The following is a 23,675-nucleotide window of genomic DNA, read 5'->3' as shown; positions in this document are numbered from 1 at the left end:
GAATGAACACCATGTACACCCTGTGTATACCTGAAAACAAGGTATACATGGTTTATTCCACTGATTTATATATAAATTATCCTCTCGATGTATACCATGTATACCTTTCTCCATATTTATCTGAACTTCATTCTTTATGACCGGCTACAGGATGAGTCTGAGGTAACCAGTCTTCCGCACTTTCCGAAAGTTCAACGTTAGTCACCATGCCACGGGCTCTACGTTCCTTACGGTACTCGTGATTAAACTCCCTCATCGCACTTTCCATCCCCTCTGCGAATTTATTCAGCGTCAGCGGCTTGTCGAAACCGTTGGCCTCCAGGAATGCCAGATAAGCGTGATAGAGATAAATTCGCGGATAGTGAGGCGGATTGCGGTTTCCTACCATCATTCCCGCACAATCAGCCAGGCGCTCCAGATGCGCACAGAAGGCGTACAGCGGATCCGTTTTCTGTTTCACCTCTAATGCCTCTTCGCTGTTCCGTTGCTCCAGCAGAAGCGCCCGCGCTTTTTCCGGGTTCGCAAAGTTCGCCAGCAGCCGGCGAACAACTACCGGAATTTCAGCGGATATCTTTTCTGCCAGGTCGGGATCTTTATCCTCTTCGCTGACGCGCCGGTTAAACTGGAAAATTACGCGTCGCCGGGAAACGCCGCCGGCACGTTCGGTGAAAATCATCGGCGTGTTGTTCGTGGCCACAACCACCGCCCGCAGAACGGCGGTGTACTGGTGCTCGTGTTTCGGGTCTATCTCCACGGCATCCCCGCCGGTTATCGCTTTTATCCCGGTGCCCTCTCCTGAATATTTGGGCTGATCAGGAAGCGTTATCATGCTTTTCCCGACGAACTGTGCCCGCCCGCGCGCGCTGTCGAGCGCCGCCATGTTCCCGCTGGCGGTGTTATGCGCGCCGGCCAGCATCGTGGCGATATGGGTAAAGACACTTTTCCCGCTGCCGCCCTCCCCGGTTATCTCGAGGAACAACTGCCAGTCGTACCGGTTCGCCAGCACCATAAAGAGCGCTGCAGCGATGCGCTGCATCTTAATTGCGTCTCTATCTGATGCGTAACTTAGCCACTTATGGAAGTTCGGCGCGTGGTCGCGGAGGTTTTCGCCCGGCACCGCCGGCGTGTAGGTCACGCCGTTGTGGTTGGTCAGCCAGTTATCCTGGCTGTGTTCGGAGAAAACGCCGGTTTCCATATCGTAGACGCCGTTTGCAAAGGGGATCAGGCTGCGCCGCGGCTCCCCCATTACCGGGATAACAATTTTCAGGGCGTCGATAACGTTGTTGATCGCGCGCTTGCTGAAGTTGGTTTTGTTCTCGTTGTAGATAGCCACCATTTCGCGGCTCAGCTCGAGCAGAGACGTTTTCTCCCAGATGCCGGCACGGTAGACGTATACGCCTTCGCTGTTTTCATTTATCGCAATGCCGGTGTAACGCGCGGCCAGTATGAGCGCCTTCTCGTTATCAGCCAGGTCGCGGAGGTTTACATCCGTCAGCGGTTTGCCGATCACCATGCTTTTGCCGGCTTCCGCATCGGCTTTGAGGCGCGGCAGCTGCGGCGTCCAGTCCTCCAGAAGCTGATAACCTTCAGAGTAGAATTGCGCGCGCTCCACGCCGGCCACCGCCAGCTTTGTGGCGAGAATGGTTATCTGCCGTTCGGTCAGATGCCCGCCACGACAAACGCGGGCATAGAGCCGGCCATCATCCACAATCCGGATATTCTCCAGCTCCGCCAGCTGCTTTTTATCCAGCACGACCGGCGGCACGGTGTCGCCAATCGGGTTCATTTCCTGCCATGCTTTAGCGAACGTCCAGGCATCGGCGCCGGCAAAGATAATTGACTCCTCCATGAGATCCGCCGGCTGCTTTTTAAGGTTTGGTGCATTCTTCATTTTCTGTTCCCTCGCTCCCTGATGATTTCCCGCATAACCCGAATTCGTTCGATGCCCTGTACCCGCATAATCCGATCGATATCTTTCTCGCCGGCAACCGGCGCGGAAGAAACAAATTCAAACTCCCGCACCAGTCTTTCGGGCGTACAAAAACACGGTGAGCTGTACCCTTCACGGCAATATGTCACTCTGTCGAATCGGTAACTTTCGATAATTACGATATTGCCCCGACTGTCCTTCCATTTATCGCCCGGCCTGATTTCAGGGTGAGCGCGGCCACCAGCAGCTAAGCCGGAATTTTTAATCGTCATAATTTTTTACCTCACGCCGCTGGCGGGATTACCTGATAACCAATTTTCTTCAGAAAGCGCGCGGCACTCTCCACCGTAAAAATGATCTCGTCGTCCATAAGGGGGCGCATCGACTGAAGACCATTTGACGTGTCCACCAGATAGCGGCCGCCGGCCGGGAAACTGAAAACGTTTTTGCCGTCGGCCCGGCGAACCAGATCGTAAACAGGAGTCATAATTTCTCCTCCCCGTCCCTTAATGACTGGCGGACAAAACAATATCGCGCGCTATTTAATTGCTCAGATACGTGATCGAGAAAAGCGCCGAGACAGCAAAGTTGGATAACCATTTTCATACAGATACCTCCATGGCCAGACGGGATTGAATGGCGGAGGCCTTACTGCCTAACTGGAGGTAAGTTCGGGTGATTGCCGGGTTACTGTGTCCGAGCATTTCAGAGGCGACCAGCAAACCCTGTTCGCCGCCGGCGGACATGAGATTAAAGGCGGCAATTTTGCGGCTGGAATAGGCGCTCAGGCGCAGACGCGTGTTTACCACGCGGGTAAACCACACCATTACGTTATGCAGTTTCTTCCAGATTGTCTGGCGGCTCACGCTACCTTCCAGAGACTGGCAGCGGTTACTTTCAATCTGGCTGCGGGAAAATACCAGGTCGTCACCGATAAGATTGCGCTCCATGCGTTCACGCAGTCGTTTGATGATGCCCGGCGGCAGCTGTTTGGTGTCGTGCTTAACTTCAGCCTTTGCCACCAGCTCAAACACGATCGCCTGTTCTTCTCCCGTCATGCCGGCGGCCAGTTCGTCGCAGCTCACGCTATCCCAGTGCATGTACCCAATGTGATCGCCAGCAAGCCGGGCTGCGTCCTTGCGCTGCTGGCGAACAATCTCGATCCCCTTCCGGGTCGCTCTGGCTTCCGCTGCTTTGGTCTGCTTCGCTACGATGATTGTTGCAATGCCGGTTTCCCAGTTGATGCAGGAGTAACGGAAGTTGCACACGTCGCTGGTACGCCAGCCGGTAACGGTCGCAATATCCCACCAGAGTAAAACCCAGTCCGGCTGGGTCTGCTGGATGCGTTCGCGCAGTTTGCGCTGCTCTTCCCGTTCGTAAACGGGCGTCATGGTGCGGGTGCCTTTCGTGGTAGTGGCTTTTACCACGTTGCCGCGCAGCTCGCGGGCTTTAGCTGTCAGGGTCTGGAGGTTAAACATGGCTACCTCCCAATTTCGCAACATCCAGTTCAAACGCGCCGCTGCTGTACTGATAAAGCGAACATTCAGAGCGAATTTTGGCGGCAAAGATAAGATCCCAGCGGGAATAAAACTCGCGGGCTTCCTGCTCACTGTCGGCAACGATGCGGATAACAACGGGAGTGCAGGTCCGACCTTTCGGCGTACCGAGGAAAATCCAGGTGAATTTGGGCAGTTTTTGGGTTGGGGTAGTAGCCATGTGGCAGCCTCCTTTTGCTTACTGGAGTCACCACCTGAGTTCTCACGCTCATAAAGGGTGGTGACACTGACGGGGGTGAGAATACCGGTGCAAAAGGATACCGGCCAGCCTTTCGGCTGCCCCGCCAGCGCCACCATAGATTCGATGCGGATCTTCCCCGCAGAAAGAAGATGTACTGGCTTTACGACACAAAAAAAGACGCTATAGGCGTCTGGTATCGCCTTTTGCTTATCCGGGTTCTCACGCCCGACACCAGATTTTGCTGGTGCTTTTAAAGCATACCCTTCAGTTGAATAACAAGGCAAGGAGTTTTTAGGGTGAGCGAAGCCCTGCCCCAGACGGGCATAATTGTTCTTCATGGCATTAACCTTTTTTGAATTGTTTAGTGAGCTGTCGCGACAAACTTATTCTGCGAGATCCGAAGTGCAAACTCTCGCAAATTATCTCTACTCACAGAATCTCAGTTCGTTTGGCTGCGTGACGATTCAATGCGCTCACTAATCCATTCATCAATTTCGCTTTCAATGAAAGCAATTGCTCGAGAACCAATCTTTATGGATGAGGGGAAACGTTGCTCAGCCATGAGTCGATAGATCCAAGCCTTGCTATAGCCGGTTCTGCGCTGAACTTCAGGTAAGCGGATAAGGGAATGGGACATATATACCTCTCGAAGTCTAATGTGGTCTACGAGGTATATTTCAGCAAAAACATGCGGGTAGTTGTGGAAGTCACGGTAAATCAGTTGGAAGCAGCTCTTCCACTGAAATAGAAGTACGGCCAGAAGTTTTAGAACCTATAGATCGACTTTTTGGAAATCCTTACGAGCTATTTGGAAGCGTATGTGTTCAGAGCTTCATTAATTAGCATAGTCAATGCCTTATCTGTCACATCGATGCCATCGCCATGTTCCAATATGCTTCTTGAAGCACTCCTAGCAACTTCGGATTTGTTCAAATTTTTACCGCGAACATATTTACCACCTGATTTTTCAAGCGCAATAGCCATTCCAGCGATCAGTTTTAACGCTGTATCTTTACCAGCAAACTCGCCCCACCCGCTTCGTAAAGGCTGGTACTTTTCGCTAAAGCTATCTGGATCACATCCAAACCAACTATCTGTAGCTGATATTTCTTTAACAGCCCAAGGCCAAATATCATTGGAATAAAAATCAGCTCCAGTGATATCTCCGCCAGGTGAGCTAGACCATGTTCTCTTGGGATGTAGTTCTTCTGCGTTTACAGCACTCAAAATTATCCTCAAGTAACTGGAAGCAATGTTGTAGATCTCAGGAGGGAATTTAGCTTTCAACTCATCTAGGCGTGAACAACTGTACACGCCAGCCATAGCCATTGCAGCCTGCTCAGCAGTGACCACACGTTGTCGGCGAAGATGATGGGGCATGTTGAGGATGTTTTCTCGCATAAAAGCTTCCTGCTAACGATAGTCTACAGAAGTCTACTACTGTCAATTAGCACTGTCTATACATACAGTTAATCGCTTTTCCCAAACATTCCATGCACTACATTTTCGCCGTTTTCCAACGCCTCCATATAGTCGGCATACCACTGGAGCATTTCGCGGCGGCCATCCAGATACTGGGCGTGGTTGTACGTTCCTCGAATAGAGTTTTTGTCGACGTGTGCCAGCTGCGTTTCTATCCACGCGGTGTTGTAGCCCTGTTCGTGCAGGATGGTACTCATGGTGTGCCGGAAACCGTGCCCGGTGACTTTTCCGTTATAGCCAATCCGCTTGAAGACTTGGTTTATGCTGGCTTCACTCATTGTTTTTCGCGGATCGTTACGGCCTGGGAACACAAGCGGGTAATTGCCTGTTAGCTCTTGGATCTGACCAATAAGCGTAAGAGCTTGCCTGGACAACGGCACCACATGAGGGCGACGCATTTTCATGCGTGAAGCGGGTATTTCCCAGACCGCCTTACTGATATTGATTTCATCCCAAAATGCCCCACGGAGTTCGCCGGGACGCAATCCGGTGATAATCAGCAAACGAGCAGCCAAAACTACTAACTCGCTTCCAGAATATCCTGACAACGCATTGAAGAAATCAGGCAATTCTTTCGGTGTAAGGAAAGGAAAATGATTGGACTCGTGCCCTTGCATCGCACTGGTGAGATCCGGGGCGGGGTTATACTCAGCTCGACCGGTGACTATTGCGTAACGGAAAACTTCCCCACAGCGCTGCCTAACTTTTCTTGCCTTTTCGGTAGCACCGCGCCCCTCAATGCGCCGCAGTACATTCAACAGTTCAAGCGGTTTAATATCGGCTATTGGTTTTTTGCCAATGTATGGGAACACATCCTTATTGAAGGCTTCGAGGATGTCTGAAGCATACCCAGCAGACCATTTTTTTAGTTTGTTGCTGTGCCACTCAAGGGCAATATCTTTGAAGGTGTTGTTTAACTGCGTTTCACGGGCGATCTTCTCTTCCCGTTTCGCTTCCATAGGATCGATACCCCCAGCGATACCCCTTTTGGCTTCTTCACGTTTTGCCCGAGCATCGGCCAACGTGACTTCAGGGTACACACCCAGCGCTAACAGCTTCTCTTTACCGGCTACACGATACTTGAGCCGCCAGTATTTGCCGCCATTAGGTTTAATCAGGAGATACAAACCACCACCATCAGCCAGCTTGAAAGGCTTATCTTTAGGTTTGGCGGCGTCCACCTGCCGGGCGTTTAGTTTCACTTGGGGGTACCTCCTCTAGACCGAACAGCAAATACCCCCATAAGTACCCCCAAACGACCGTAGATTTCAGGGAACTTTAGTAGACGTAGAAATACTAAAAGGGGCTGCAAAGCAGCAGAGTATAAGGGGTTTTAGTGAACTTTAGTAGACTTGGGGAGACGTTAGAATGGTGCCGATAATAGGAGTCGAACCTACGACCTTCGCATTACGAATGCGCTGCTCTACCAACTGAGCTATATCGGCCCTGAGAGGCCGGTTACGAGTGTAACCACGGGGCAAAAGGGTAGATCTATCCGGGTGATGCGTCAATGCCCTTTTGAATCAAACGGCTATTTTTGCATCACCCGTGATTATTTACGCACGAATCGTATCGTCACCGAAGCCGATCCACTTGTACGTGGTCAGCGCTTCCAGCCCCATCGGCCCACGCGCGTGCAGTTTCTGCGTGCTGACCGCCACCTCTGCGCCAAGGCCGAACTGGCCGCCGTCGGTGAAGCGGGTGGAGGCATTCACATAGACCGCAGAGGAATCCACCTCGTTCACGAAGCGATCGGCATTGCGCAGGGTGCGCGTCAGGATCGCGTCAGAATGCTGCGTGCCGTGTTCACGGATGTGCGCAATGGCGTCGTCAAGGTCGGTAACGATTTTCACGTTCAGATCCAGTGACAGGAACTCATCGTCGTACTGCTCCGCTTTTACGGGAACAACGTTAGCCGGGCCTTCCTGAAGCAGTGCGAGCGCGTTGGCGTCAGCATGCAGCGTCACGCCGCTCTCTGCCATCTGTTTGCTCAGGGCCGGCAGGAAGGTGTTCGCAATATCCTGATGCACCAGCAGCGTTTCTACGGTGTTACAGGTGCTTGGACGCTGGGTTTTCGCGTTAACGATAATCTTCAGCGCCGGTTCAATCTCAGCGCTGTCGTCGACCACGATATGGCACACGCCGATGCCGCCGGTGATCACCGGAATCGTCGACTGCTCGCGGCATAGCTTGTGCAAGCCCGCGCCGCCGCGTGGGATCAGCATATCGATGTATTTGTCCATGCGCAGCATTTCGTTGACCAGCGCGCGGTCTGGGCTCTCGATCGCCTGTACGGCACCCGCCGGTAAGCCACACTCTTCCAGCGCCTGCTGAATGACTTTCACCGTCGCGGCGTTGGTGCGCCATGTCTCTTTGCCACCGCGCAGAATAGCGGCGTTACCGGTTTTCAGGCACAGAGACGCGACATCCACCGTCACGTTTGGACGGGCTTCATAAATAACGCCGATAACGCCGAGCGGCACGCGGCGGCGCTCCAGGCGTAAACCGCTGTCAAGCAGCCCGCCGTCGATCACCTGCCCTACCGGGTCGGCAAGATTGCAGACCTGACGCACATCGTCGGCGATGCCTTTCAGGCGTGCCGGGTTCAGCGCCAGACGGTCGAGCATCGCTTCGCTCAAACCGTTACGACGCGCTTCCAGTAAATCCTGCTCGTTGGCGAGCAAAATTTCCTGGGACTGTGATTCCAGATAATCAGCGATTTTTTCCAGCACGCGGTTTTTCTCGCGACTGGAAAGGAGCGCCAGTTTGTAAGAGGCGGCCTTCGCGGCTGCGCCCATTTGTTCCAGCATGTTCTGCTCCTTAACGAATAATCATGTCATCGCGATGCACGGCAACCGGACCATATTCATAGCCCAGAATGGCGTCGATCTGCTGTGAGTGGTGACCCGCGATGCGGCGCAGGGCATCGCTGTTATAACGGCTTACGCCGTGGGCGATGTCGCGGCCTTCGAGGTTACGGATACGGATCACTTCACCACGGGAGAAGTTGCCTGTCACGCTTTTAATTCCTTTAGGAAGTAATGAACTTCCTCGTTCCAGAATCGCGGCGGTTGCCCCTTCATCGACGACGAGTTCGCCAGCAGGAGGCGCGCCAAATATCCAGCGCTTGCGGTTTTCCAGCGGGGATTCCTGGGCGTGGAAGCGGGTACCGACGGAGATGCCTTCCATCACGTCACCAATCACGCCAGGGCGGCTGCCCGCCGCAATGATGGTGTCGATACCGGCGCGGCATGCGACGTCAGCGGCCTGCAGCTTGGTCCCCATCCCGCCCGTTCCGAGGCCTGAAACGCTGTCACCGGCGATGGCGCGCAGCGCATCGTCGATACCGTGAACGTCGGTAATCAGCTCGGCTTCCGGGTTGGAGCGCGGATCGGCGGTGAACAGACCCTGCTGATCGGTCAGAAGCAGTAATTTATCGGCTCCGGCCAGAATCGCGGCCAGCGCCGAGAGGTTATCGTTATCACCCACTTTGATTTCAGCGGTGGCAACGGCATCGTTCTCGTTAATGACCGGAACAATATTGTTGTCCAGCAGCGCGCGCAGAGTATCGCGGGCGTTCAGGAAGCGCTCTCTGTCTTCCATATCCGCACGCGTCAGCAACATCTGCCCGACGTGGATGCCATAGATAGAGAACAACTGTTCCCAGAGTTGAATGAGTCGGCTTTGCCCCACGGCGGCCAGCAGCTGTTTGGAAGCGATCGTCGCGGGGAGTTCGGGGTAACCCAGGTGTTCACGCCCGGCGGCAATCGCCCCGGAGGTCACAATCACAATACGATGCCCTGCGGCATGTAACTGAGCGCACTGACGTACAAGCTCAACAATGTGGGCGCGATTTAGGCGGCGCGATCCGCCTGTTAAAACACTGGTACCGAGTTTTACCACCAGCGTCTGGCTGTCACTCATGATTCTCTGCCGTTCAACGATAAGGGAAAGTAATGTCGAACGAACGTTTTAACAGGAGTCAGCCCCGTTGCCAACTGCCTTAGCACATCGCGAAACACTTTGTTGCGCGGGATCAGGAAGCCTAGCGGGAAAGTTTGACACTTTTATTACCGAAATAATAAATCACAGTTTTTTAAAATTATTCTTAGTTTGTCATAAAAGTTTCATTCCAAAACGATAAAACCCTTCCTGTTTTTTCACGGGACTTAAGCATGAGCTTATCGTCCAGCGAATTTTTTTAGCGCGTTTATAAAGACAGGACCGAAAATGAAAAAGAGCACTCTGGCATTAATGGTTATGGGCGTAGTGGCTTCTGCATCCGTTCACGCAGCTGAAGTTTATAATAAAGATGGTAATAAGCTGGACGTGTACGGCAAAGTGAAAGCCATGCACTACATCAGTGATGATGCCACCAAAGATGGCGATCAGACTTACGTTCGTTTTGGTTTTAAAGGCGAAACACAGATTAACGATCAGCTGACGGGCTATGGCCGTTGGGAATCTGAATTTGCAGGTAACAAAGCTGAGAGCGACTCCTCTCAGAAGACGCGTCTTGCGTTCGCTGGCCTGAAACTGAAAAACTTTGGTTCACTGGATTACGGTCGTAACCTGGGTGCCCTGTATGACGTCGAAGCATGGACCGATATGTTCCCTGAGTTCGGCGGCGACTCTTCAGCGCAGACCGATAACTTCATGACCAAGCGTGCTACTGGCCTGGCGACTTACCGCAACACCGACTTCTTCGGCGCGGTTGACGGTCTGGACATGACGCTGCAGTACCAGGGGAAAAACGAAAACCGTGACGCCAAGAAACAGAACGGTGACGGTTTTGGTACCTCTCTGACCTATGACTTCGGCGGCAGCGATTTCGCCGTCAGCGGCGCCTACACCAACTCTGACCGCACCAATGCTCAGAACCTGCTGGCGCGTGGCCAGGGCCAGAAAGCCGAAGCCTGGGCTACCGGTCTGAAATATGACGCGAACGATATTTATCTGGCAGCGATGTATTCAGAAACCCGTAATATGACGCCAATTTCCGGCGGGTTTGCAAATAAAGCGCAGAACTTTGAAGTTGTCGCACAATATCAGTTCGACTTTGGTCTGCGCCCGTCCCTGGGTTATGTCCAGTCTAAAGGCAAAGATATCGAAGGTATTGGTGACGAAGATCTGGTGAAATATATTGACGTTGGCGCGACCTATTACTTCAACAAAAATATGTCCACCTTTGTTGATTATAAAATCAACCAGATTGACGACAAAAATAAACTGGGCGTGAGCAGCGATGACATCGTTGCCGTGGGTATGACCTACCAGTTCTGATGATGCGAAATAAAAAAAACCGGCTTAATGCCGGTTTTTTTGTCGGGAATTAATGCGGTCTGGTGCCCTCACCCCGGCCCTCTCCCACAGGGAGAGGGAGAAAACCATCAGTTTTTGTAGGCCGGGTAAGGCGAAGCCGCCACCCGGCGCTGTGACACCATCAGGCAGTCAGCTTCACCGCTTCGCTGGAAAAGTCATCCGCGGGTTCGAACTTGAGATCCAGGGTAGCCAGCAGCGCGCGTGCCTTATCGTGGAACTCTTTTAGCGTATATTCCAGGCGGTCAATCACTTCCTGATCTTTAATAGAGGTAGCCTGCCAGTTGCCGTCTTTATTAAACAGGCCAAACTGGTAGCTATACGTAAAACGTTTTTCCTCTGCTTCCATTTCCATCCACCAGCCCCAGAATTCACGTTTTTCGGGGGCAGGCTTCACGTTGACGCATACAGCCAGGCAGTCGAAAAAAAAGCGATTCTCTTCACACTGCTCTTCTCGAATATACGGGCCGAGAGCCATAAACTTCTTAATCAGCCTACTTTTCGGGTGTCCACTCGGTAACGTCATTGCGATCTCCTTTTGTGAAGCCACTGTTTTACCAAACCAGCGAAATTTAGCAATCTATTAACACAATCTCTGAGCGATCCAGCGCGTAATCTCTTTCAGCGCTTTGTCGAAATTCTGATAGACCGGGCTGAACGGCACTTCAAGCAATTTGCCATCCGCAGATGACGAAGTGATTAAGCGCGACTCTTCTTCCGGGCTGAACGGATCGTTTTTCCAGAATCCCGACAGCATCGGCGTTGGGCAGCGACGACCCAGCAACCCTTGCGTTTTTAACGAGTAGCGATTGAGTTCAATGCGCAGCGCTTCGTCTGATGCATCATGCATGCCAAGACGGCTGGCCAGCACATCAAGGTACATTTCAGGTACGCTCCCCTGCCGAGCAGGATCGCTGAGCAGGGCGTGAACGACCGGACCAAGGCAGGCGACGGCTTTCAGACGAGACGATTCAAGGTAGGCCAGACGCACCGCGACGTTCGCGCCAAAACGGAAGCCGAATGCCGCCACGCGGGTGTGGTCAACCCAGGGAATGTTCTCCAGCGCTTTTAGCGCATGCTGGTGCAGCAGGCTGGAATCCTGCGTCAGTTTCCATTTGGATGAGAAACCGATTGAGGGCATATCAAGCGTCAGCATCGCGATCCCTTTTGGTGCGAAGTAGCGCTCAAAGAGGCTGTAATAATCGATTTGCAGGGAATCCAGCCCACCGCACATCAGTACGGTCGGGAACGGGCCGTCGCCTTCCGGCATATGCAGGAACCCGGTGACGGGTGCGCCGCCTGGAATGCTGAACTCAAGCTCGCGCATTTGGCCCGGCAAACGCTGCGCCGCCTCTTCATAAGCACGGTTCGCCAGCGCCTGGGCCTGCTCAGCCAGCTCATCACCTTTCAGATGTGGATACGCGGCAATGGCGTAGAGATTGGCCGCATGCAGCCAGTGCTTGCCGCTGCGCGTGGCATCCTCTTCCTGGCTGGCTTTTTGCTGCCAGAGCATCGCCTGTTTCGACCACTCATAGATCCAGTTGCCGCCGCGATAGCCCACCACCGTATCGTAAAGCTCGCTGTCGGTCCGTTCAGATTCGCTCATCACGATACGTGCCTGGACATCAAGGATTTCACGGGGGTCAATACCGCGCCAGATCCACATCAGGCGGTTAATCATGCGATACCAGTGAGGCACGTTTTTGCCGTCTAACGCGGACTGGACGGCAGGCTGGGTACCCGGATTAAAGCGACGCACCAGCGTCGACGTTTCAGGGTGTTTGAAACGGGGTTTAAAGAGAGTTTCGGTGAGATTCGCCTGCGTCATTGCGTTGCCTCCATGGATACGTCGTATAGAGACTATTGTAACGCGGTGCAGGCTAAAAAGAACAACGCCCGACATAGCCGGGCGTGTAAAGTTACGTACTGGTATTAACGGCCTGAAATAGGCGGTACGAAGACCACGCCCATATCCCATGGCTGTTCAATCCAGGTATCCTGCGGGATATCAATCACGTAATCGTCAACCAGCGGGCGGCCAGCAGGTTTCGCGAAGATAGTGACGAAATGTGCTTTCGGATACATTTCGCGGATAGCAACCGCTGTACCGCCGGTATCTACCAGGTCATCAATAACGATGAAGCCTTCACCGTCGCCTTCCGCACGTTTCAGCACGGTCAGCTCGCGCTGGTTGTCATGGTCATAGCTGGAGATGCAAACGGTATCGACATGACGAATGCCCAGCTCACGTGCCAGCAGCGCCCCCGGTACCAGACCGCCACGGCTGACGGCAATAATGCCTTTCCACTGTTCGGAAGGCATCAGACGCGCAGCCAGTTTGCGTGCGTGAATCTGCAACATGTCCCAGGTGACGACGTATTTTTCGCTCATGTGAAGTGTCCCAGCCTGTTTTTATACGGCTTAAAAAGTGTTCGAGGGGGAAATAGGTTGCGCGAGATTATAGAGATCTGACGCACTAAAAACCAGTGTTTAGCGCCCTCTGCCTGAGTTTTTACATGCTTTATGCTACCAGCCAGCAGAGAAAGTGGTATTCTCAGTTTCATCTCGCAAGCCTGACTTGTGGTAACTATTAACCTGCTAACCCTGTGGCCTGCAACCCTGTTTGCAGCGCCTCGACAAGGAGACTTATCGTGTCTGAACTGTCTCAATTATCTCCGCAGCCGCTGTGGGATATTTTTGCAAAAATCTGCTCCATTCCACACCCTTCCTACCATGAAGAACAGCTTGCCGAACATATTATGGGCTGGGCGAAGGAAAAAGGTCTGCATGCTGAACGTGACCAGGTTGGCAACATTCTGATCCGTAAACCTGCTACCGCAGGCATGGAAAACCGCAAACCGGTTGTGCTTCAGGCGCACCTGGACATGGTGCCACAGAAGAATAACGACACCGTTCACGACTTCACCAAAGACCCGATTCAACCGTACATCGACGGCGACTGGGTGAAAGCACGCGGCACCACCCTGGGCGCGGATAACGGCATCGGCATGGCCTCTGCGCTGGCGGTGCTGGCTGACGACAGCGTTGAGCACGGTCCACTGGAAGTGCTGCTGACCATGACCGAAGAAGCGGGCATGGACGGCGCGTTCGGTCTGCAGGCGAACTGGCTGCAGGCGGACATCCTGATCAACACCGACTCTGAAGAAGAAGGCGAGATCTACATGGGCTGCGCGGGCGGGATTGATTTCATCTCTACCCTGCCGCTGTCGCGCGAAGCGATTCCTGCGGGCTTCCAGACCTTCAAGCTGACGCTGAAAGGGCTGAAAGGCGGCCACTCCGGCGGTGATATTCACCTGGGTCTGGGTAACGCCAACAAGCTGCTGGCGCGCTTCCTGGCAGGCCATGCGGCCGAGCTGGATCTGCGTCTGGTCGACTTCAACGGCGGTACCCTGCGCAACGCGATCCCACGCGAAGCGTTCACCACCGTGGCAGTACCGGCGGCAAAAGCGGACGAGCTGAAAAAACTCTCCGCCGTGTATCTGGATATCCTGAAGAACGAACTGTCGGCGAAAGAGAAAAACCTGACCGTGGTGCTGGAATCCGTATCTACGGATAAAGCCGCGCTGACCGCGCAGTCTCGTGACACCTTCGTTCAGCTGCTGAACGCGACGCCAAACGGCGTGATCCGCAACTCTGACGTGGCGAAAGGCGTGGTGGAAACCTCACTGAACGTGGGCGTGGTGACCATGAGCGACGACAGCGCAGAAATCATCTGCCTGATCCGATCGCTTATCGACAGCGGTAAAGAGTACGTGGTGAGCATGCTGGAATCTCTGGGCACGCTGGCGGGCGCGAAGACGTCTGCAAAAGGCAGCTACCCGGGCTGGCAGCCGGATGCAAGTTCTCCGGTGATGGCGCTGGTGCGTGAAACCTATCAGCGTCTGTTCAACAGCACCCCGAACATTCAGGTGATCCACGCCGGTCTGGAATGTGGCCTGTTCAAGAAACCGTATCCGGATATGGATATGGTGTCCATCGGGCCAACCATTACCGGTCCGCACTCCCCGGATGAGCAGGTTCATATCGAAAGCGTCGGTCACTACTGGACGCTGCTGACTGAACTGCTGAAAGCGATCCCCGTTAAGTAATACCCTCACCCCAGCCCTCTCCCAAAGGGAGAGGGTGAAAAACGTAGGCCCGGTAAGCGTAGCGCACCGGGCTTTTTTACAATCCTAAGACCAGCTGTCGCTCTAACTGCGGATCCAGCAGCGTGACGTGTAATCCCACCAGCCTTACTCCTCGCCCGCCTCGTCTTTCTTCCCATGCCTTTTTCGCCGTCGCGATAAGATCGTCTTTATTCAGACGCGGCCAGACGTGTTCCTGCGTGGTCTGCTGGAAGTCGTTGAATTTTAATTTGATACCCTGACGGGCAATGAGCAGGTCCGGCTTCACCTTGCTTAAACGTCGTTCCAGCTCAGGATAAAGCTGTTCCGTGATAATGATTTCGCATTCGGACCAGTCATGAATATCTTCAATGAGGGTGCGCTCAACGCCGACGGATTTCCGTAGCCGTTCGCTGTTCACATCGCGATCGTCAATCCCCTGGCTGCGCTCCCACAGCACGCGGCCAAACTTCCCGAAGCGCTTAAGCAGCATGGCGAGATCGCTTCGCTGCACGTCTTCGCAGGTCCGTAACCCCATGCTTTCCAGCTTAGCGGCGGAAACTTTCCCCACGCCGGGGATTTTGCCGAGCGGCAGGGTTTTTAAAAATGCAGGCACCTCTTCCGGCGTGATGACGTACTGGCCGTTGGGCTTATTTAAATCAGAGGCAATTTTGGCGAGGAATTTAACGGGCGCGACGCCCGCAGACGCCGTCAGATTCAGCTCGTTGAAAATCGTCTGGCGGATCTCCTGAGCCATCAGCGTGGCGGAGCCGTGGCAGTGCACGCTGTCGGTCACATCCAGATAGGCTTCGTCCAGCGACAGCGGCTCTATCAGAGAGGTATAGCGGGAGAAGATTTCCCGAATATGAAGGGAAGCCTCTTTATAGGCTTCAAACCGGCCGGGCAGAAGCGTGAGATGAGGGCAAAGCTTTAAGGCCATCGCCGTCGGCATCGCGCTGCGCACGCCAAATTTGCGCGCAGGATAGTTGGCGGTGCTGATGACACCACGCTGAACGCGGCTGCCGCCAATGGCGATGGGAATATCCCGCAGCGCCGGGTTGTCACGCATCTCCACTGCGGCAAAAAAGCAGTCCATATCGACATGGATTATTTTGCGCATAGTAAGCCCTCACTCATCACTGGATAAGTATACAGTAAACAAATGAGGATTGAGAAGAGTACGTAGGAATTGTCGGGTGGCGGCTTCGCCTTACCCGACCTACCGGACTAGATAATGCGCTGCTGCTCGCGGGCCATTCTTTTTTTCCGCGCATCGCACGGCTCCGGGCAGTCGCAGACCTTTTCCATCCCAATGGAGGAAATACCCCCGCAGCTGCCCTGAATGCTTTTCCGCTTAACGATCCAGCCTAACGACATGCCGAAGATGACAAGCACAAAAACCACAAAGGTTGCCAGAAATGTCAGCATCATTAGCCTCCAAAATCATCGAGCATGATGTTCTCATCTTCAACGCCGAGATCTTTCAGCATCTTAATCACGGCAGCGTTCATCATCGGTGGCCCACACATATAGAACTCGCAGTCCTCGGGCGCCGGGTGCTGCTTGAGGTAGTTTTCATACAGCACGTTGTGGATGAACCCCGTGTATCCCGTCCAGTTATCTTCCGGCTGCGGATCGGAAAGCGCAACGTGGAAGGAAAAGTTCGGGTTTTCACGCGCTAGCTGTTCAAACTCATCTTCATAGAACATCTCGCGCAGCGAGCGCGCCCCGTACCAGAAGCTGATCTTACGCTGGCTCCCCAGCCGCTTGAGCTGGTCAAAGATGTGCGAGCGCATCGGGGCCATACCGGCACCGCCGCCGATAAACACCATTTCAGCGTCGGTATCTTTGGCAAAGAACTCACCGAACGGACCGGAGATCGTCACTTTGTCACCAGGCTTCAGAGACCAGATGTATGACGACATTACGCCCGGCGGCGCGTCCGGCACATTCGGTGGCGGCGTGGCGATACGCACGTTGAGCATGATAATGCCCTTCTCTTCCGGGTAGTTGGCCATCGAGTAGGCGCGCAGCGTCGGCTCTTTCACCTCCGACACAAAGCGGAAGAGATTGAATTTGTCCCAGTCGGCGCGGTATTCATCCGGCACGTCGAAGTCCGTATACGCCACGGTATGCTCAGGACACTCAATCTGAATGTATCCCCCTGCGCGGAACGGAACATCTTCCCCTCCCGGCACCCGCAGCTTCAGCTCTTTAATAAAGGTGGCTTTGTTATCATTAGAGATAACCTCGCACTCCCATTTTTTAACGCCGAAGATCTCTTCCGGCAGCTCAATCTTCATGTTCTGCCGCACCGCGACCTGGCAGGCCAGACGGCAGCCCTCTTTTGCCTCGCGTTTCGTGATGTGCGCCAGCTCGGTGGGAAGGATATCGCCACCGCCCTCTTTTATCGTCACGCGGCACTGCCCGCAGGAGCCGCCGCCGCCGCAGGCTGAGGAGACAAAAATCCCGTTACCGGAGAGCGTATTCAGCAGCTTGTCCCCCGCAGGCGTGCGGATCTGGTTCTGCGGGTCGTCGTTAATATCAATCACCACGTCGCCGGAATTCACCAGCTTCGCGCGCGCTGCCAGAATCAGCCCTGACAGCACCAGTACAATCAGCGTGAACATCACCACGCCAAGAATAATTTCCATCTGTTAGCCCTTATAGCTGCACACCGGAGAAGGACATAAAGCCCAGCGCCATCAGCCCGGTGGTGATAAAGGTGATCCCTAAGCCACGCAGACCCGCAGGCACGTTGGCATATTTCATTTTCTCGCGGATCCCCGCCATGGTGACAATCGCCAGCATCCAGCCGATGCCGGAACCAAACCCGTACACTACGGATTCACTGAAGTTGTAATCACGCTGAACCATAAACGAGACGCCGCCAAAGATGGCGCAGTTCACCGCGATCAGCGGCAGGAAGATCCCCAGCGCGTTGTACAGCGACGGGAAGTACTTATCGAGGATCATCTCGAGTATTTGCACCAGCGCCGCGATCACCCCGATAAAGGTGATGAAGTTCAGGAAGCTGAGATCGACCCCTTCCACCAGCGCGCCGTCCCGCAGCACAAAGTTGTACACCAGATTGTTAATCGGAACCGAAAGCCCCAACACAACGGTGACCGCCACGCCCAGGCCAAATGCCGTGGAGACCTTTTTAGACACGGCAAGGAACGTACACATGCCGAGGAAAAACGCGAGCGCCATGTTTTCAACAAACACCGCGCGCACAAACAAACTCAGGTAATGAGCCATCGTCGGTTACTCCTTTTCCTGCTGTTCTGGCTTCAAAGTACGAATCAGCCAGATCAACAAACCGATAATGAAAAATGCGCTAGGGGCCAGCAGGAACAGGCCGTTTGGCAGATACCAGCCGCCGTTTTGCACCGTGTCCAGCACCGTGATGCCAAACAGCTTGCCGCTGCCAATCAGCTCTCGCAGGAACCCCACGGTCAGCAGGATCACGCCGTAGCCCAGGCCGTTGCCGATACCGTCCATAAAGCTCGCCAGCGGCGGCATTTTCATGGCGTAGGCTTCCGCACGCCCCATCACGATACAGTTGGTGATGATAAGCCCGACAAACACCGAGAGCTGTTTGGAGGTTTCGTAGGCGAAGGCGCGCAGCAGCTGATCGACCACGATCACCAGCGAGGCGATGATCGCCATCTGGACGATGATCCTCACGCTGTTGGGAATGTGGTGGCGGATCATCGAGATAAACATGCTGGAGAACGCCGTGACCAGCGTGACCGCCAGCGTCATTACCACCGCCGTTTCCAGTTTGGTCGTCACCGCCAGGGCCGAACAGACCCCCAGCACCTGCAGCGTGATCGGGTTATTGGCGAGCAGTGGGCCAATGAGTACCTTTTTGACTTCTTTCAGTTCACCGGTATCAGCCATTGTTCAGCGCTCCTTCACGTACGTTTTTCAGGAAAGGACCAAAGCCCAGCTCGCCCATCCAGAAATCAAAGCTGTGCTGCACGCCTTTTGAGGTGAGCGTGGCGCCGGAAAGCCCGTCTACGGCGTAGTCGTCACCGGGACGTGCCGCCCCTTTCATCACCTTCAGCGCAGGCAGACCATTATCGTCGAGCACCTTCTTACCGACAAACTGTGCCCGCCAGTTAGGGTTCTCAACTTCACCACCCAGCCCCGGCGTTTCGCCCTGGTCGTAATACGTAATGCCTTTGACCGTGCGGCCATCGGTATCCAGTGCCACAAAGGCGTACATCATTGACCACAGCCCGTTACCGTAGATCGGGAGCACCACTTCCTGAATGCGTTTTTGGGGATCGCGAACCAGATAGATTTCGGCCAGGTTGCTGCGACGCTTAATCCCGGCGGGATCTTGCGATGCCTCCAGCGTCACGCTCATCTGCGGATCTTTCAGCGCCAGCGCCTGGTTGAATGTTGCCGGGTCTTTATCCAGCAGTTCACCCGTTTTTAAATCCACCAGACGCGCCGAAATACGTTCAGCAAAGACGGCCGAAACGTCGTCTGCGCTCATTCCTTCCTGCATCAGCCCGGCCACGGCCAGGATGTTGCGCTGTTTATCCAGCGCGCGCTGCTCCTGCTGCAGAGGTTTTAACCCGACGGCAGAACCGGCCACGACGATGGAACAGACCAGACAGAGCACCAGCACCACCAGCAACGTTTTGCTGATGCTGTCGTTATTTTTAACTTCAGCCACGCGCCTTCCTCCGTTTGATATTGGCCCGCACCACCAGGTAATCGAAGAGCGGCGCAAACAGGTTGGCAAACAGAATGGCCAACATCATCCCTTCCGGGTACGCCGGGTTGACCACGCGGATCAGAACGCACATCGCGCCAATGAGCACGCCATAGCTCCATTTACCTTTGTCAGTAAACGAGGCCGAGACGGGGTCCGTCGCCATGAACATCATGCCGAACGCGAAGCCACCCAGCACCAGATGCCAGTACCAGGGCATGGAGAACATTGGGTTGGTGGTCGAACCGATAACGTTGAACAGGGTGGCGGTCAGCACCATGCCGATCATCACGCCCGCAACAATCCGCCAGGAGGCCACGCGACCGAAAAGAATGATCGCCCCGCCAAGCAAAATCATCAGCGTAGAGACCTCCCCGATGGAGCCCGGAATGTAGCCAATGAAGGCATCAAACCAGGTGACAGGCTGACCCGTCGCGTTGTTAACCAGCGTTTCGCCGCCGTGTGCCGCCCACTGTGAAAGCGGCGTCGCGCCGGAAAAACCGTCTGCCGCCGTCCAGACCAGGTCGCCCGAGATTTGCGCCGGATACGCAAAGAACAGAAACGCACGTCCCGCCAGCGCCGGGTTGAGGAAGTTCCGCCCGGTGCCGCCGAAGATCTCTTTGGCAATCACCACGCCGAAACTGATGCCCAGCGCCGCCTGCCAGAGCGGCAGCGTCGGGGGAACAATCAGGGCAAACAGAATAGAGGTCACGAAGAAGCCTTCGTTGATCTCATGTTTACGGATGATGGCAAACAGCACTTCCCAGAAGCCGCCCACGATAAAGACCGTGATGTAAATCGGCAGGAAGAAAACCGCACCCAGCGTCATCATGCTCAGCCAGCCCGCGTCTGCAGCGAAACTTACCCCTAGCGACTGCGCCAGACGGTAGTGCCAGTCGGACTGGATGACCTGCGCCAGCTGCTGTGCATCGTACATATGGTGCAGCGCCGGAAGGGTCTGTAGGCCGACGTTGTACATTCCCCAGAACATCGCCGGGAAGACCGCAAACCACACCAGGATCATCATCCGCTTAAGGTCGATGGCGTCACGAACGTGCGCCGCCCCTTTCGTCACCAGACCCGGCGTGTAGAAAATGGTCGTCGTTGCTTCATACAGCGGGTAGTACTTTTTGAGCTTCCCTTCGGTAAAGTGCGGCTCAATTTTTTCAAAGAGGTGTTTTAAGCCCATCGGTTATCCTTCCTGCTCAATGCGGGTTAACACCTCGCGCAATACCGGTCCATATTCGTATTTGCCCGGGCAGACATAGGTACAGAGCGCCAGATCTTCTTCGTCAAGCTCCAGACAGCCCAGCGCCTGCGCGCTGTCGGTATCACCGGCAAGCAGATCGCGCAGCAGCATGGTCGGCAGAATATCCAGCGGCATGACGCGCTCGTAGTTACCAATCGGGACCATGGCGCGCTCGCCACCGTGCGTGCTGGTCGAGAAGCTAAACAGCTTATTACGCAGGAAATGGCCCAGCGTGGTCCGGGTGACGGAGTATTTTTCCGCGCCTGGCAGAACCCAGCCGAACAGCTCTTTCTCACGCCCTTCCTGCACAATGCTCACCTGCAAATGGAAACGTCCCAGGTACGCGTGCGCATCGGCAGCATGGCGTCCGCTGAGGACCGAACCGGAAATCAGGCGGTTTTCCCCCTCTTTCGTTTCCCCCACCAGCAGTTCAGTGATGTCTGCGCCCAGCAGCGTCTTCACCAGACGCGGGTTTGCAGCCTGCGGCCCACCGACGGCGACGATCCGTTCAGCGCAGAGTTCACCCGTAGTAAAAAGCTTACCGATGGCGATAACGTCTTGATAATTAAGATGCCAGACCCGCTTCGTCAGGCTCACCGGCTCAAGGAAATGGATGTGCGTCCCGACCAGACCCGCCGGATGTGGGCCAGCAAACTCATTAAACGTGACCTGCCCCTGCGGATGCCCGCCAAGCTTGCCGCCGCTGGCCTGGCAAACGTGGACTTTCCCGGACGTGAGGCGGGTTAAAACGGTCAGTCCGGCATCGAAGGCTTTGCGCTGCGCCAGGATAACCGGCTGCGGGTCCACGCTGAGCGGATTGGTGTCGATTGCCGTGACGAAAATCGCGGCCGGTTCCGTGCCCGGAACTGGGGATTTGCTGAAGGGACGCGTACGAAGCGCGGTCCATAAACCGGACGCCAGCAGTTGAGCCTGAACGGCGTCGCGGTTCAGCGACGCGAGGTCTGCCGCGTCGTAATGGGCGAATTCACGCTGCTCATCGCCTTCAATGCGGATCACCACCGACTGCAGAACGCGCCGTTCGCCGCGGTTGATCGCCACAACGGTGCCGCTCGCGGGTGCCGTGAACGTCACGCCGGGATTTTTTTTGTCCTCGAAGAGCGCCTGTCCTTTGATAACGCGATCGCCCTCCTGTACCAGCATTGAAGGACGCATTCCCAGGTAGTCGTCGCCCAAAATGGCGACATGACGGACGCTTGCGCCTGTCGAAACGTGCTGCACTGGCACGCCTGCAATCGGCAGATTAAGTCCTTTTTTGATTTTAAACATGTGGTTAGCAGGTTTCCATGAACAACAATCCAGTGGGCGCGAAGTGTAGCATTTTCCCCTTCTCGCGGGCAGGGAATCCGCCGTCGCGCGCGCCAAATTGCGAGCTAATGCGCAAAGTTCCTGGAGCCAACGCAATTTTGATGGTTTATAAAGTCAAACTAATTTGTAAACTCACCGCCCGGCTCTTGCGAAAATCTATAGCGGTGCTAATGTGAGCGCTCCTAACAGAATAATCTGATTTCGGGTCTCTTTTGCCGTCCTGGCAAGTTGGTCATGGTTTTATCAAGGAACTAGTAGTATGCGTAAAATCGCATTGTTCATTGCGATGCTTCTGATTCCGTGCATGTCGTTTGCCGGACTGCTCAGCAGTAATAGCTCAACGACGCCGGTCAGCAAGGAATATAAACAGCAGTTAATGGGATCGCCGGTTTATATTCAAATCTTCAAGGAAGAACGCACTCTCGATCTGTTTGTGAAAATGGGCGAGACATATCAGCTGCTTGATAGTTACAAAATTTGTAACTACTCCGGTGGGCTGGGGCCAAAACAGCGTCAGGGCGATTTCAAAAGTCCGGAAGGGTTCTACAACGTTCAGCGCAGCCAGCTCAAGCCTGACAGCCGCTTCTATAAAGCCATTAACATCGGCTTCCCGAATGCCTATGACCGTGCACACGGTTATGAAGGTAAATATCTGATGATCCACGGTGCCTGCGTGTCTATCGGCTGTTATGCGATGACCGACTCCGGCATTGATGAGATTTTCCAGTTCGTGACGGGCGCGCTGGTCTTTGGGCAGCCTAACGTACAGGTCAGCATCTATCCGTTCCGCATGACGGACGCCAACATGACGCGTCACAAGTACTCATACTACGCGGATTTCTGGAAACAGCTGAAGCCGGGTTACGACTACTTTGAGCAGACCCACAAGCCACCGGTGGTCTCTATCGTAGATGGCCGTTACGTGGTCAGCAAACCGCTGAGCCACGAAGTCGTCCATCCACAGTTGGCGTCAAATTACACGGTCCCCGAGACAAAATAGTACCCACTCGCCTGGCATAATCTTTTGCCAGGTTTCGTTGCCCGTCAGCGGCTGCGTTGCGATAACAGTGACCACATCGTTCGGTGTGGTCTCCTTCTGAAAGTCTATCTCCACATCCTGATCCAGCAGCGTCGCCACGCCAAACGGCGCGCGGCGGGTGATCCAGAACAGATTCGTCGAGCAGAACGCCATCACATAGCGGCCGTCAGAGAGCAGCATGTTGAACACGCCTTTTTCACGCAGTTCAGACGCCAGCGTCGCGATGTATTTGAATACGGCGGCCATGTTGCCGGGCGTGCGGGGATAGCGCTCCGTCAGCTTGTGCAGCAGCCAGCAGAAGGCTTTTTCGCTGTCCGTTTCGCCTACCGGGCGGAAATTGCCCGTCTCCAGCGACTTATAGCCCGTAAGCTGCCCGTTGTGCGCGTAGGTCCAGTTACGGCCCCACAGTTCACGGGTAAACGGATGGGTATTTTCCAGCGCCACTTCGCCACGGTTAGCCTGACGGATGTGGGCGATCACCGAGCGGGACTTGATGGGGTAGTCCTGCACCAGTTTGGCAATCGGCGAGTTAAAGCTGGGCTGTGGATCTTTGAACGTGCGACACCCTTTGCCTTCGTAGAAGGTGATGCCCCAGCCGTCTTTATGCGGCCCGGTCCCTCCACCGCGCTGCACCAGCCCGGTGAAACTAAAGCAGATATCGGTTGGCACATTGGCGCTCATCCCGAGCAGTTCGCACATACGTCACCTCCACAACAGCGGGGGCAAGAGTGCCCCCA

The 23,675-nt window shown here is 54.6% G+C and carries 25 protein-coding genes, 1 tRNA gene and 1 pseudogene; 3 read left to right on the top strand and 24 right to left on the bottom strand.

All coding sequences use genetic code 11. The features are described from left to right. Positions 1 to 127: 127 nt before the first annotated feature. From AB8846_RS22260 to proB, 12 genes and pseudogenes are all read right to left on the bottom strand, one after another. Positions 128 to 1,891, bottom strand: a complete 1,764-nt coding sequence (locus AB8846_RS22260) for a primase-like DNA-binding domain-containing protein (protein ID WP_032447735.1) — start codon at positions 1,889 to 1,891, stop codon at positions 128 to 130. Beyond that, complete coding sequence (locus AB8846_RS22255) at positions 1,888 to 2,202, bottom strand: DUF4222 domain-containing protein (protein ID WP_006809968.1); 315 nt, start codon at positions 2,200 to 2,202, stop codon at positions 1,888 to 1,890. The genes AB8846_RS22260 and AB8846_RS22255 overlap by 4 nt, the downstream gene beginning before the upstream one ends. 11 nt (positions 2,203 to 2,213) lie before the next feature. Next, positions 2,214 to 2,417 (bottom strand): hypothetical protein, encoded by a 204-nt coding sequence (locus AB8846_RS22250; RefSeq protein WP_014830796.1) that lies wholly within the window; start codon positions 2,415 to 2,417, stop codon positions 2,214 to 2,216. A gap of 115 nt (positions 2,418 to 2,532) precedes the next feature. Next, on the bottom strand, positions 2,533 to 3,408 hold the full coding sequence (locus tag AB8846_RS22245) for a tyrosine-type recombinase/integrase (RefSeq protein WP_087924309.1): 876 nt from the start codon (positions 3,406 to 3,408) through the stop codon (positions 2,533 to 2,535). Beyond that, positions 3,401 to 3,646, bottom strand: coding sequence for a host cell division inhibitor Icd-like protein (locus AB8846_RS22240; RefSeq protein WP_370733737.1), 246 nt, complete (start codon positions 3,644 to 3,646; stop codon positions 3,401 to 3,403). Before AB8846_RS22240 ends, AB8846_RS22245 begins: the two co-directional genes overlap by 8 nt. 47 nt (positions 3,647 to 3,693) lie before the next feature. Next, positions 3,694 to 4,005, bottom strand: a pseudogene (locus AB8846_RS22235) (ash family protein); the annotation flags it as partial. Positions 4,006 to 4,106: 101 nt separating this feature from the next. Beyond that, positions 4,107 to 4,304: an AlpA family transcriptional regulator gene (locus AB8846_RS22230; RefSeq protein ID WP_032441478.1), complete on the bottom strand. Its 198-nt coding sequence runs from the start codon at positions 4,302 to 4,304 to the stop codon at positions 4,107 to 4,109. Between the two features lie 167 nt (positions 4,305 to 4,471). Continuing rightward, positions 4,472 to 5,068 (bottom strand): hypothetical protein, encoded by a 597-nt coding sequence (locus AB8846_RS22225; RefSeq protein WP_020480975.1) that lies wholly within the window; start codon positions 5,066 to 5,068, stop codon positions 4,472 to 4,474. A 68-nt stretch (positions 5,069 to 5,136) separates the two neighbouring features. Next, the gene (locus AB8846_RS22220; protein ID WP_370733736.1) at positions 5,137 to 6,351 is read right to left on the bottom strand and encodes a tyrosine-type recombinase/integrase; all 1,215 of its coding nucleotides are present in this window, start codon (positions 6,349 to 6,351) and stop codon (positions 5,137 to 5,139) included. 167 nt (positions 6,352 to 6,518) lie between these two features. Continuing rightward, positions 6,519 to 6,594: transfer RNA gene (locus AB8846_RS22215), tRNA-Thr, on the bottom strand. Between the two features lie 111 nt (positions 6,595 to 6,705). Beyond that, on the bottom strand, positions 6,706 to 7,959 hold the full coding sequence (gene proA, locus AB8846_RS22210; RefSeq protein ID WP_370733735.1) for a glutamate-5-semialdehyde dehydrogenase: 1,254 nt from the start codon (positions 7,957 to 7,959) through the stop codon (positions 6,706 to 6,708). A 10-nt stretch (positions 7,960 to 7,969) separates the two neighbouring features. Next, the gene (gene proB / locus AB8846_RS22205) at positions 7,970 to 9,073 is read right to left on the bottom strand and encodes a glutamate 5-kinase (protein WP_008501877.1); all 1,104 of its coding nucleotides are present in this window, start codon (positions 9,071 to 9,073) and stop codon (positions 7,970 to 7,972) included. A 306-nt stretch (positions 9,074 to 9,379) separates the two neighbouring features. On the opposite strand from proB, the gene phoE reads away from it, so the two are divergent. Continuing rightward, entirely contained in the window at positions 9,380 to 10,432 is a 1,053-nt protein-coding gene (gene phoE, locus AB8846_RS22200; protein WP_032646978.1) for a phosphoporin PhoE, read from the top strand. Between the two features lie 160 nt (positions 10,433 to 10,592). Here the strand turns inward: phoE and crl are convergent, their stop codons facing one another. The 3 genes from crl to gpt form a co-directional block, all read right to left on the bottom strand. Further along, the gene (gene crl / locus AB8846_RS22195) at positions 10,593 to 10,994 is read right to left on the bottom strand and encodes a sigma factor-binding protein Crl (protein ID WP_023334619.1); all 402 of its coding nucleotides are present in this window, start codon (positions 10,992 to 10,994) and stop codon (positions 10,593 to 10,595) included. A gap of 57 nt (positions 10,995 to 11,051) precedes the next feature. After that, positions 11,052 to 12,296 (bottom strand): esterase FrsA, encoded by a 1,245-nt coding sequence (gene frsA, locus AB8846_RS22190; protein WP_063145509.1) that lies wholly within the window; start codon positions 12,294 to 12,296, stop codon positions 11,052 to 11,054. Between the two features lie 104 nt (positions 12,297 to 12,400). Beyond that, entirely contained in the window at positions 12,401 to 12,859 is a 459-nt protein-coding gene (gene gpt, locus AB8846_RS22185) for a xanthine phosphoribosyltransferase (protein WP_010427903.1), read from the bottom strand. A 260-nt stretch (positions 12,860 to 13,119) separates the two neighbouring features. Between gpt and pepD the strand changes: the two genes are divergently transcribed. Next, complete coding sequence (gene pepD / locus AB8846_RS22180) at positions 13,120 to 14,577, top strand: cytosol nonspecific dipeptidase (RefSeq protein WP_063145508.1); 1,458 nt, start codon at positions 13,120 to 13,122, stop codon at positions 14,575 to 14,577. 76 nt (positions 14,578 to 14,653) lie between these two features. Here pepD and dinB read toward each other — a convergent pair whose 3' ends face one another. The 8 genes from dinB to AB8846_RS22140 form a co-directional block, all read right to left on the bottom strand. Continuing rightward, positions 14,654 to 15,712: a DNA polymerase IV gene (gene dinB / locus AB8846_RS22175; protein WP_331413261.1), complete on the bottom strand. Its 1,059-nt coding sequence runs from the start codon at positions 15,710 to 15,712 to the stop codon at positions 14,654 to 14,656. Between the two features lie 107 nt (positions 15,713 to 15,819). Beyond that, positions 15,820 to 16,023: a (Na+)-NQR maturation NqrM gene (gene nqrM, locus AB8846_RS22170; protein WP_023615899.1), complete on the bottom strand. Its 204-nt coding sequence runs from the start codon at positions 16,021 to 16,023 to the stop codon at positions 15,820 to 15,822. Continuing rightward, on the bottom strand, positions 16,023 to 17,246 hold the full coding sequence (gene nqrF, locus AB8846_RS22165) for an NADH:ubiquinone reductase (Na(+)-transporting) subunit F (RefSeq protein ID WP_370733734.1): 1,224 nt from the start codon (positions 17,244 to 17,246) through the stop codon (positions 16,023 to 16,025). The genes nqrM and nqrF overlap by 1 nt, the downstream gene beginning before the upstream one ends. A 10-nt stretch (positions 17,247 to 17,256) precedes the next feature. Continuing rightward, on the bottom strand, positions 17,257 to 17,853 hold the full coding sequence (gene nqrE, locus AB8846_RS22160) for an NADH:ubiquinone reductase (Na(+)-transporting) subunit E (protein WP_023334613.1): 597 nt from the start codon (positions 17,851 to 17,853) through the stop codon (positions 17,257 to 17,259). 6 nt (positions 17,854 to 17,859) lie between these two features. Then, positions 17,860 to 18,498 (bottom strand): NADH:ubiquinone reductase (Na(+)-transporting) subunit D, encoded by a 639-nt coding sequence (locus AB8846_RS22155; protein WP_014882676.1) that lies wholly within the window; start codon positions 18,496 to 18,498, stop codon positions 17,860 to 17,862. Then, positions 18,491 to 19,285: a Na(+)-translocating NADH-quinone reductase subunit C gene (locus AB8846_RS22150; protein WP_063145504.1), complete on the bottom strand. Its 795-nt coding sequence runs from the start codon at positions 19,283 to 19,285 to the stop codon at positions 18,491 to 18,493. The genes AB8846_RS22155 and AB8846_RS22150 overlap by 8 nt, the downstream gene beginning before the upstream one ends. After that, the gene (locus tag AB8846_RS22145) at positions 19,278 to 20,513 is read right to left on the bottom strand and encodes an NADH:ubiquinone reductase (Na(+)-transporting) subunit B (protein ID WP_370733733.1); all 1,236 of its coding nucleotides are present in this window, start codon (positions 20,511 to 20,513) and stop codon (positions 19,278 to 19,280) included. Before AB8846_RS22145 ends, AB8846_RS22150 begins: the two co-directional genes overlap by 8 nt. 3 nt (positions 20,514 to 20,516) lie before the next feature. Continuing rightward, positions 20,517 to 21,860 (bottom strand): Na(+)-translocating NADH-quinone reductase subunit A, encoded by a 1,344-nt coding sequence (locus tag AB8846_RS22140; protein ID WP_370733732.1) that lies wholly within the window; start codon positions 21,858 to 21,860, stop codon positions 20,517 to 20,519. Positions 21,861 to 22,158: 298 nt separating this feature from the next. Between AB8846_RS22140 and dpaA the strand changes: the two genes are divergently transcribed. Next, a complete protein-coding gene (gene dpaA, locus AB8846_RS22135; protein ID WP_047347357.1) occupies positions 22,159 to 22,899 on the top strand; it encodes a peptidoglycan meso-diaminopimelic acid protein amidase in 741 nt (246 codons plus the stop codon). Here dpaA and AB8846_RS22130 read toward each other — a convergent pair. Then, positions 22,870 to 23,637 carry a class II glutamine amidotransferase gene (locus tag AB8846_RS22130; RefSeq protein ID WP_010427885.1) on the bottom strand — a complete coding sequence of 256 codons (768 nt, stop codon included), beginning with the start codon at positions 23,635 to 23,637 and terminating at the stop codon, positions 22,870 to 22,872. The genes dpaA and AB8846_RS22130 overlap by 30 nt on opposite strands. Positions 23,638 to 23,675 lie beyond the last annotated feature (38 nt).

Source organism: Enterobacter sp. KB-221C9 (assembly GCF_041320715.1).
GTDB lineage: Bacteria > Pseudomonadota > Gammaproteobacteria > Enterobacterales > Enterobacteriaceae > Enterobacter > Enterobacter asburiae_D.
The sequence above is the reverse complement of the archived record's forward strand: the minus strand, read 5'-3'. Positions and strand labels throughout refer to the sequence as shown.

What these genes read in the sequence shown, in the direction of transcription:
- AB8846_RS22260 (WP_032447735.1), bottom strand. Translation starts at nt 1,891, where the DNA reads ATGAAGAATGCACCAAACCTTAAAAAGCAGCCGGCGGATCTCATGGAG.
- AB8846_RS22255 (WP_006809968.1), bottom strand. Translation starts at nt 2,202, where the DNA reads ATGACGATTAAAAATTCCGGCTTAGCTGCTGGTGGCCGCGCTCACCCT.
- AB8846_RS22250 (WP_014830796.1), bottom strand. Translation starts at nt 2,417, where the DNA reads ATGACTCCTGTTTACGATCTGGTTCGCCGGGCCGACGGCAAAAACGTT.
- AB8846_RS22245 (WP_087924309.1), bottom strand. Translation starts at nt 3,408, where the DNA reads ATGTTTAACCTCCAGACCCTGACAGCTAAAGCCCGCGAGCTGCGCGGC.
- AB8846_RS22240 (WP_370733737.1), bottom strand. Translation starts at nt 3,646, where the DNA reads ATGGCTACTACCCCAACCCAAAAACTGCCCAAATTCACCTGGATTTTC.
- AB8846_RS22230 (WP_032441478.1), bottom strand. Translation starts at nt 4,304, where the DNA reads ATGTCCCATTCCCTTATCCGCTTACCTGAAGTTCAGCGCAGAACCGGC.
- AB8846_RS22225 (WP_020480975.1), bottom strand. Translation starts at nt 5,068, where the DNA reads ATGCGAGAAAACATCCTCAACATGCCCCATCATCTTCGCCGACAACGT.
- proA (WP_370733735.1), bottom strand. Translation starts at nt 7,959, where the DNA reads ATGCTGGAACAAATGGGCGCAGCCGCGAAGGCCGCCTCTTACAAACTG.
- proB (WP_008501877.1), bottom strand. Translation starts at nt 9,073, where the DNA reads ATGAGTGACAGCCAGACGCTGGTGGTAAAACTCGGTACCAGTGTTTTA.
- phoE (WP_032646978.1), top strand. Translation starts at nt 9,380, where the DNA reads ATGAAAAAGAGCACTCTGGCATTAATGGTTATGGGCGTAGTGGCTTCT.
- crl (WP_023334619.1), bottom strand. Translation starts at nt 10,994, where the DNA reads ATGACGTTACCGAGTGGACACCCGAAAAGTAGGCTGATTAAGAAGTTT.
- frsA (WP_063145509.1), bottom strand. Translation starts at nt 12,296, where the DNA reads ATGACGCAGGCGAATCTCACCGAAACTCTCTTTAAACCCCGTTTCAAA.
- gpt (WP_010427903.1), bottom strand. Translation starts at nt 12,859, where the DNA reads ATGAGCGAAAAATACGTCGTCACCTGGGACATGTTGCAGATTCACGCA.
- dinB (WP_331413261.1), bottom strand. Translation starts at nt 15,712, where the DNA reads ATGCGCAAAATAATCCATGTCGATATGGACTGCTTTTTTGCCGCAGTG.
- nqrM (WP_023615899.1), bottom strand. Translation starts at nt 16,023, where the DNA reads ATGATGCTGACATTTCTGGCAACCTTTGTGGTTTTTGTGCTTGTCATC.
- nqrF (WP_370733734.1), bottom strand. Translation starts at nt 17,246, where the DNA reads ATGGAAATTATTCTTGGCGTGGTGATGTTCACGCTGATTGTACTGGTG.
- nqrE (WP_023334613.1), bottom strand. Translation starts at nt 17,853, where the DNA reads ATGGCTCATTACCTGAGTTTGTTTGTGCGCGCGGTGTTTGTTGAAAAC.
- AB8846_RS22155 (WP_014882676.1), bottom strand. Translation starts at nt 18,498, where the DNA reads ATGGCTGATACCGGTGAACTGAAAGAAGTCAAAAAGGTACTCATTGGC.
- AB8846_RS22145 (WP_370733733.1), bottom strand. Translation starts at nt 20,513, where the DNA reads ATGGGCTTAAAACACCTCTTTGAAAAAATTGAGCCGCACTTTACCGAA.
- AB8846_RS22140 (WP_370733732.1), bottom strand. Translation starts at nt 21,860, where the DNA reads ATGTTTAAAATCAAAAAAGGACTTAATCTGCCGATTGCAGGCGTGCCA.
- dpaA (WP_047347357.1), top strand. Translation starts at nt 22,159, where the DNA reads ATGCGTAAAATCGCATTGTTCATTGCGATGCTTCTGATTCCGTGCATG.
- AB8846_RS22130 (WP_010427885.1), bottom strand. Translation starts at nt 23,637, where the DNA reads ATGTGCGAACTGCTCGGGATGAGCGCCAATGTGCCAACCGATATCTGC.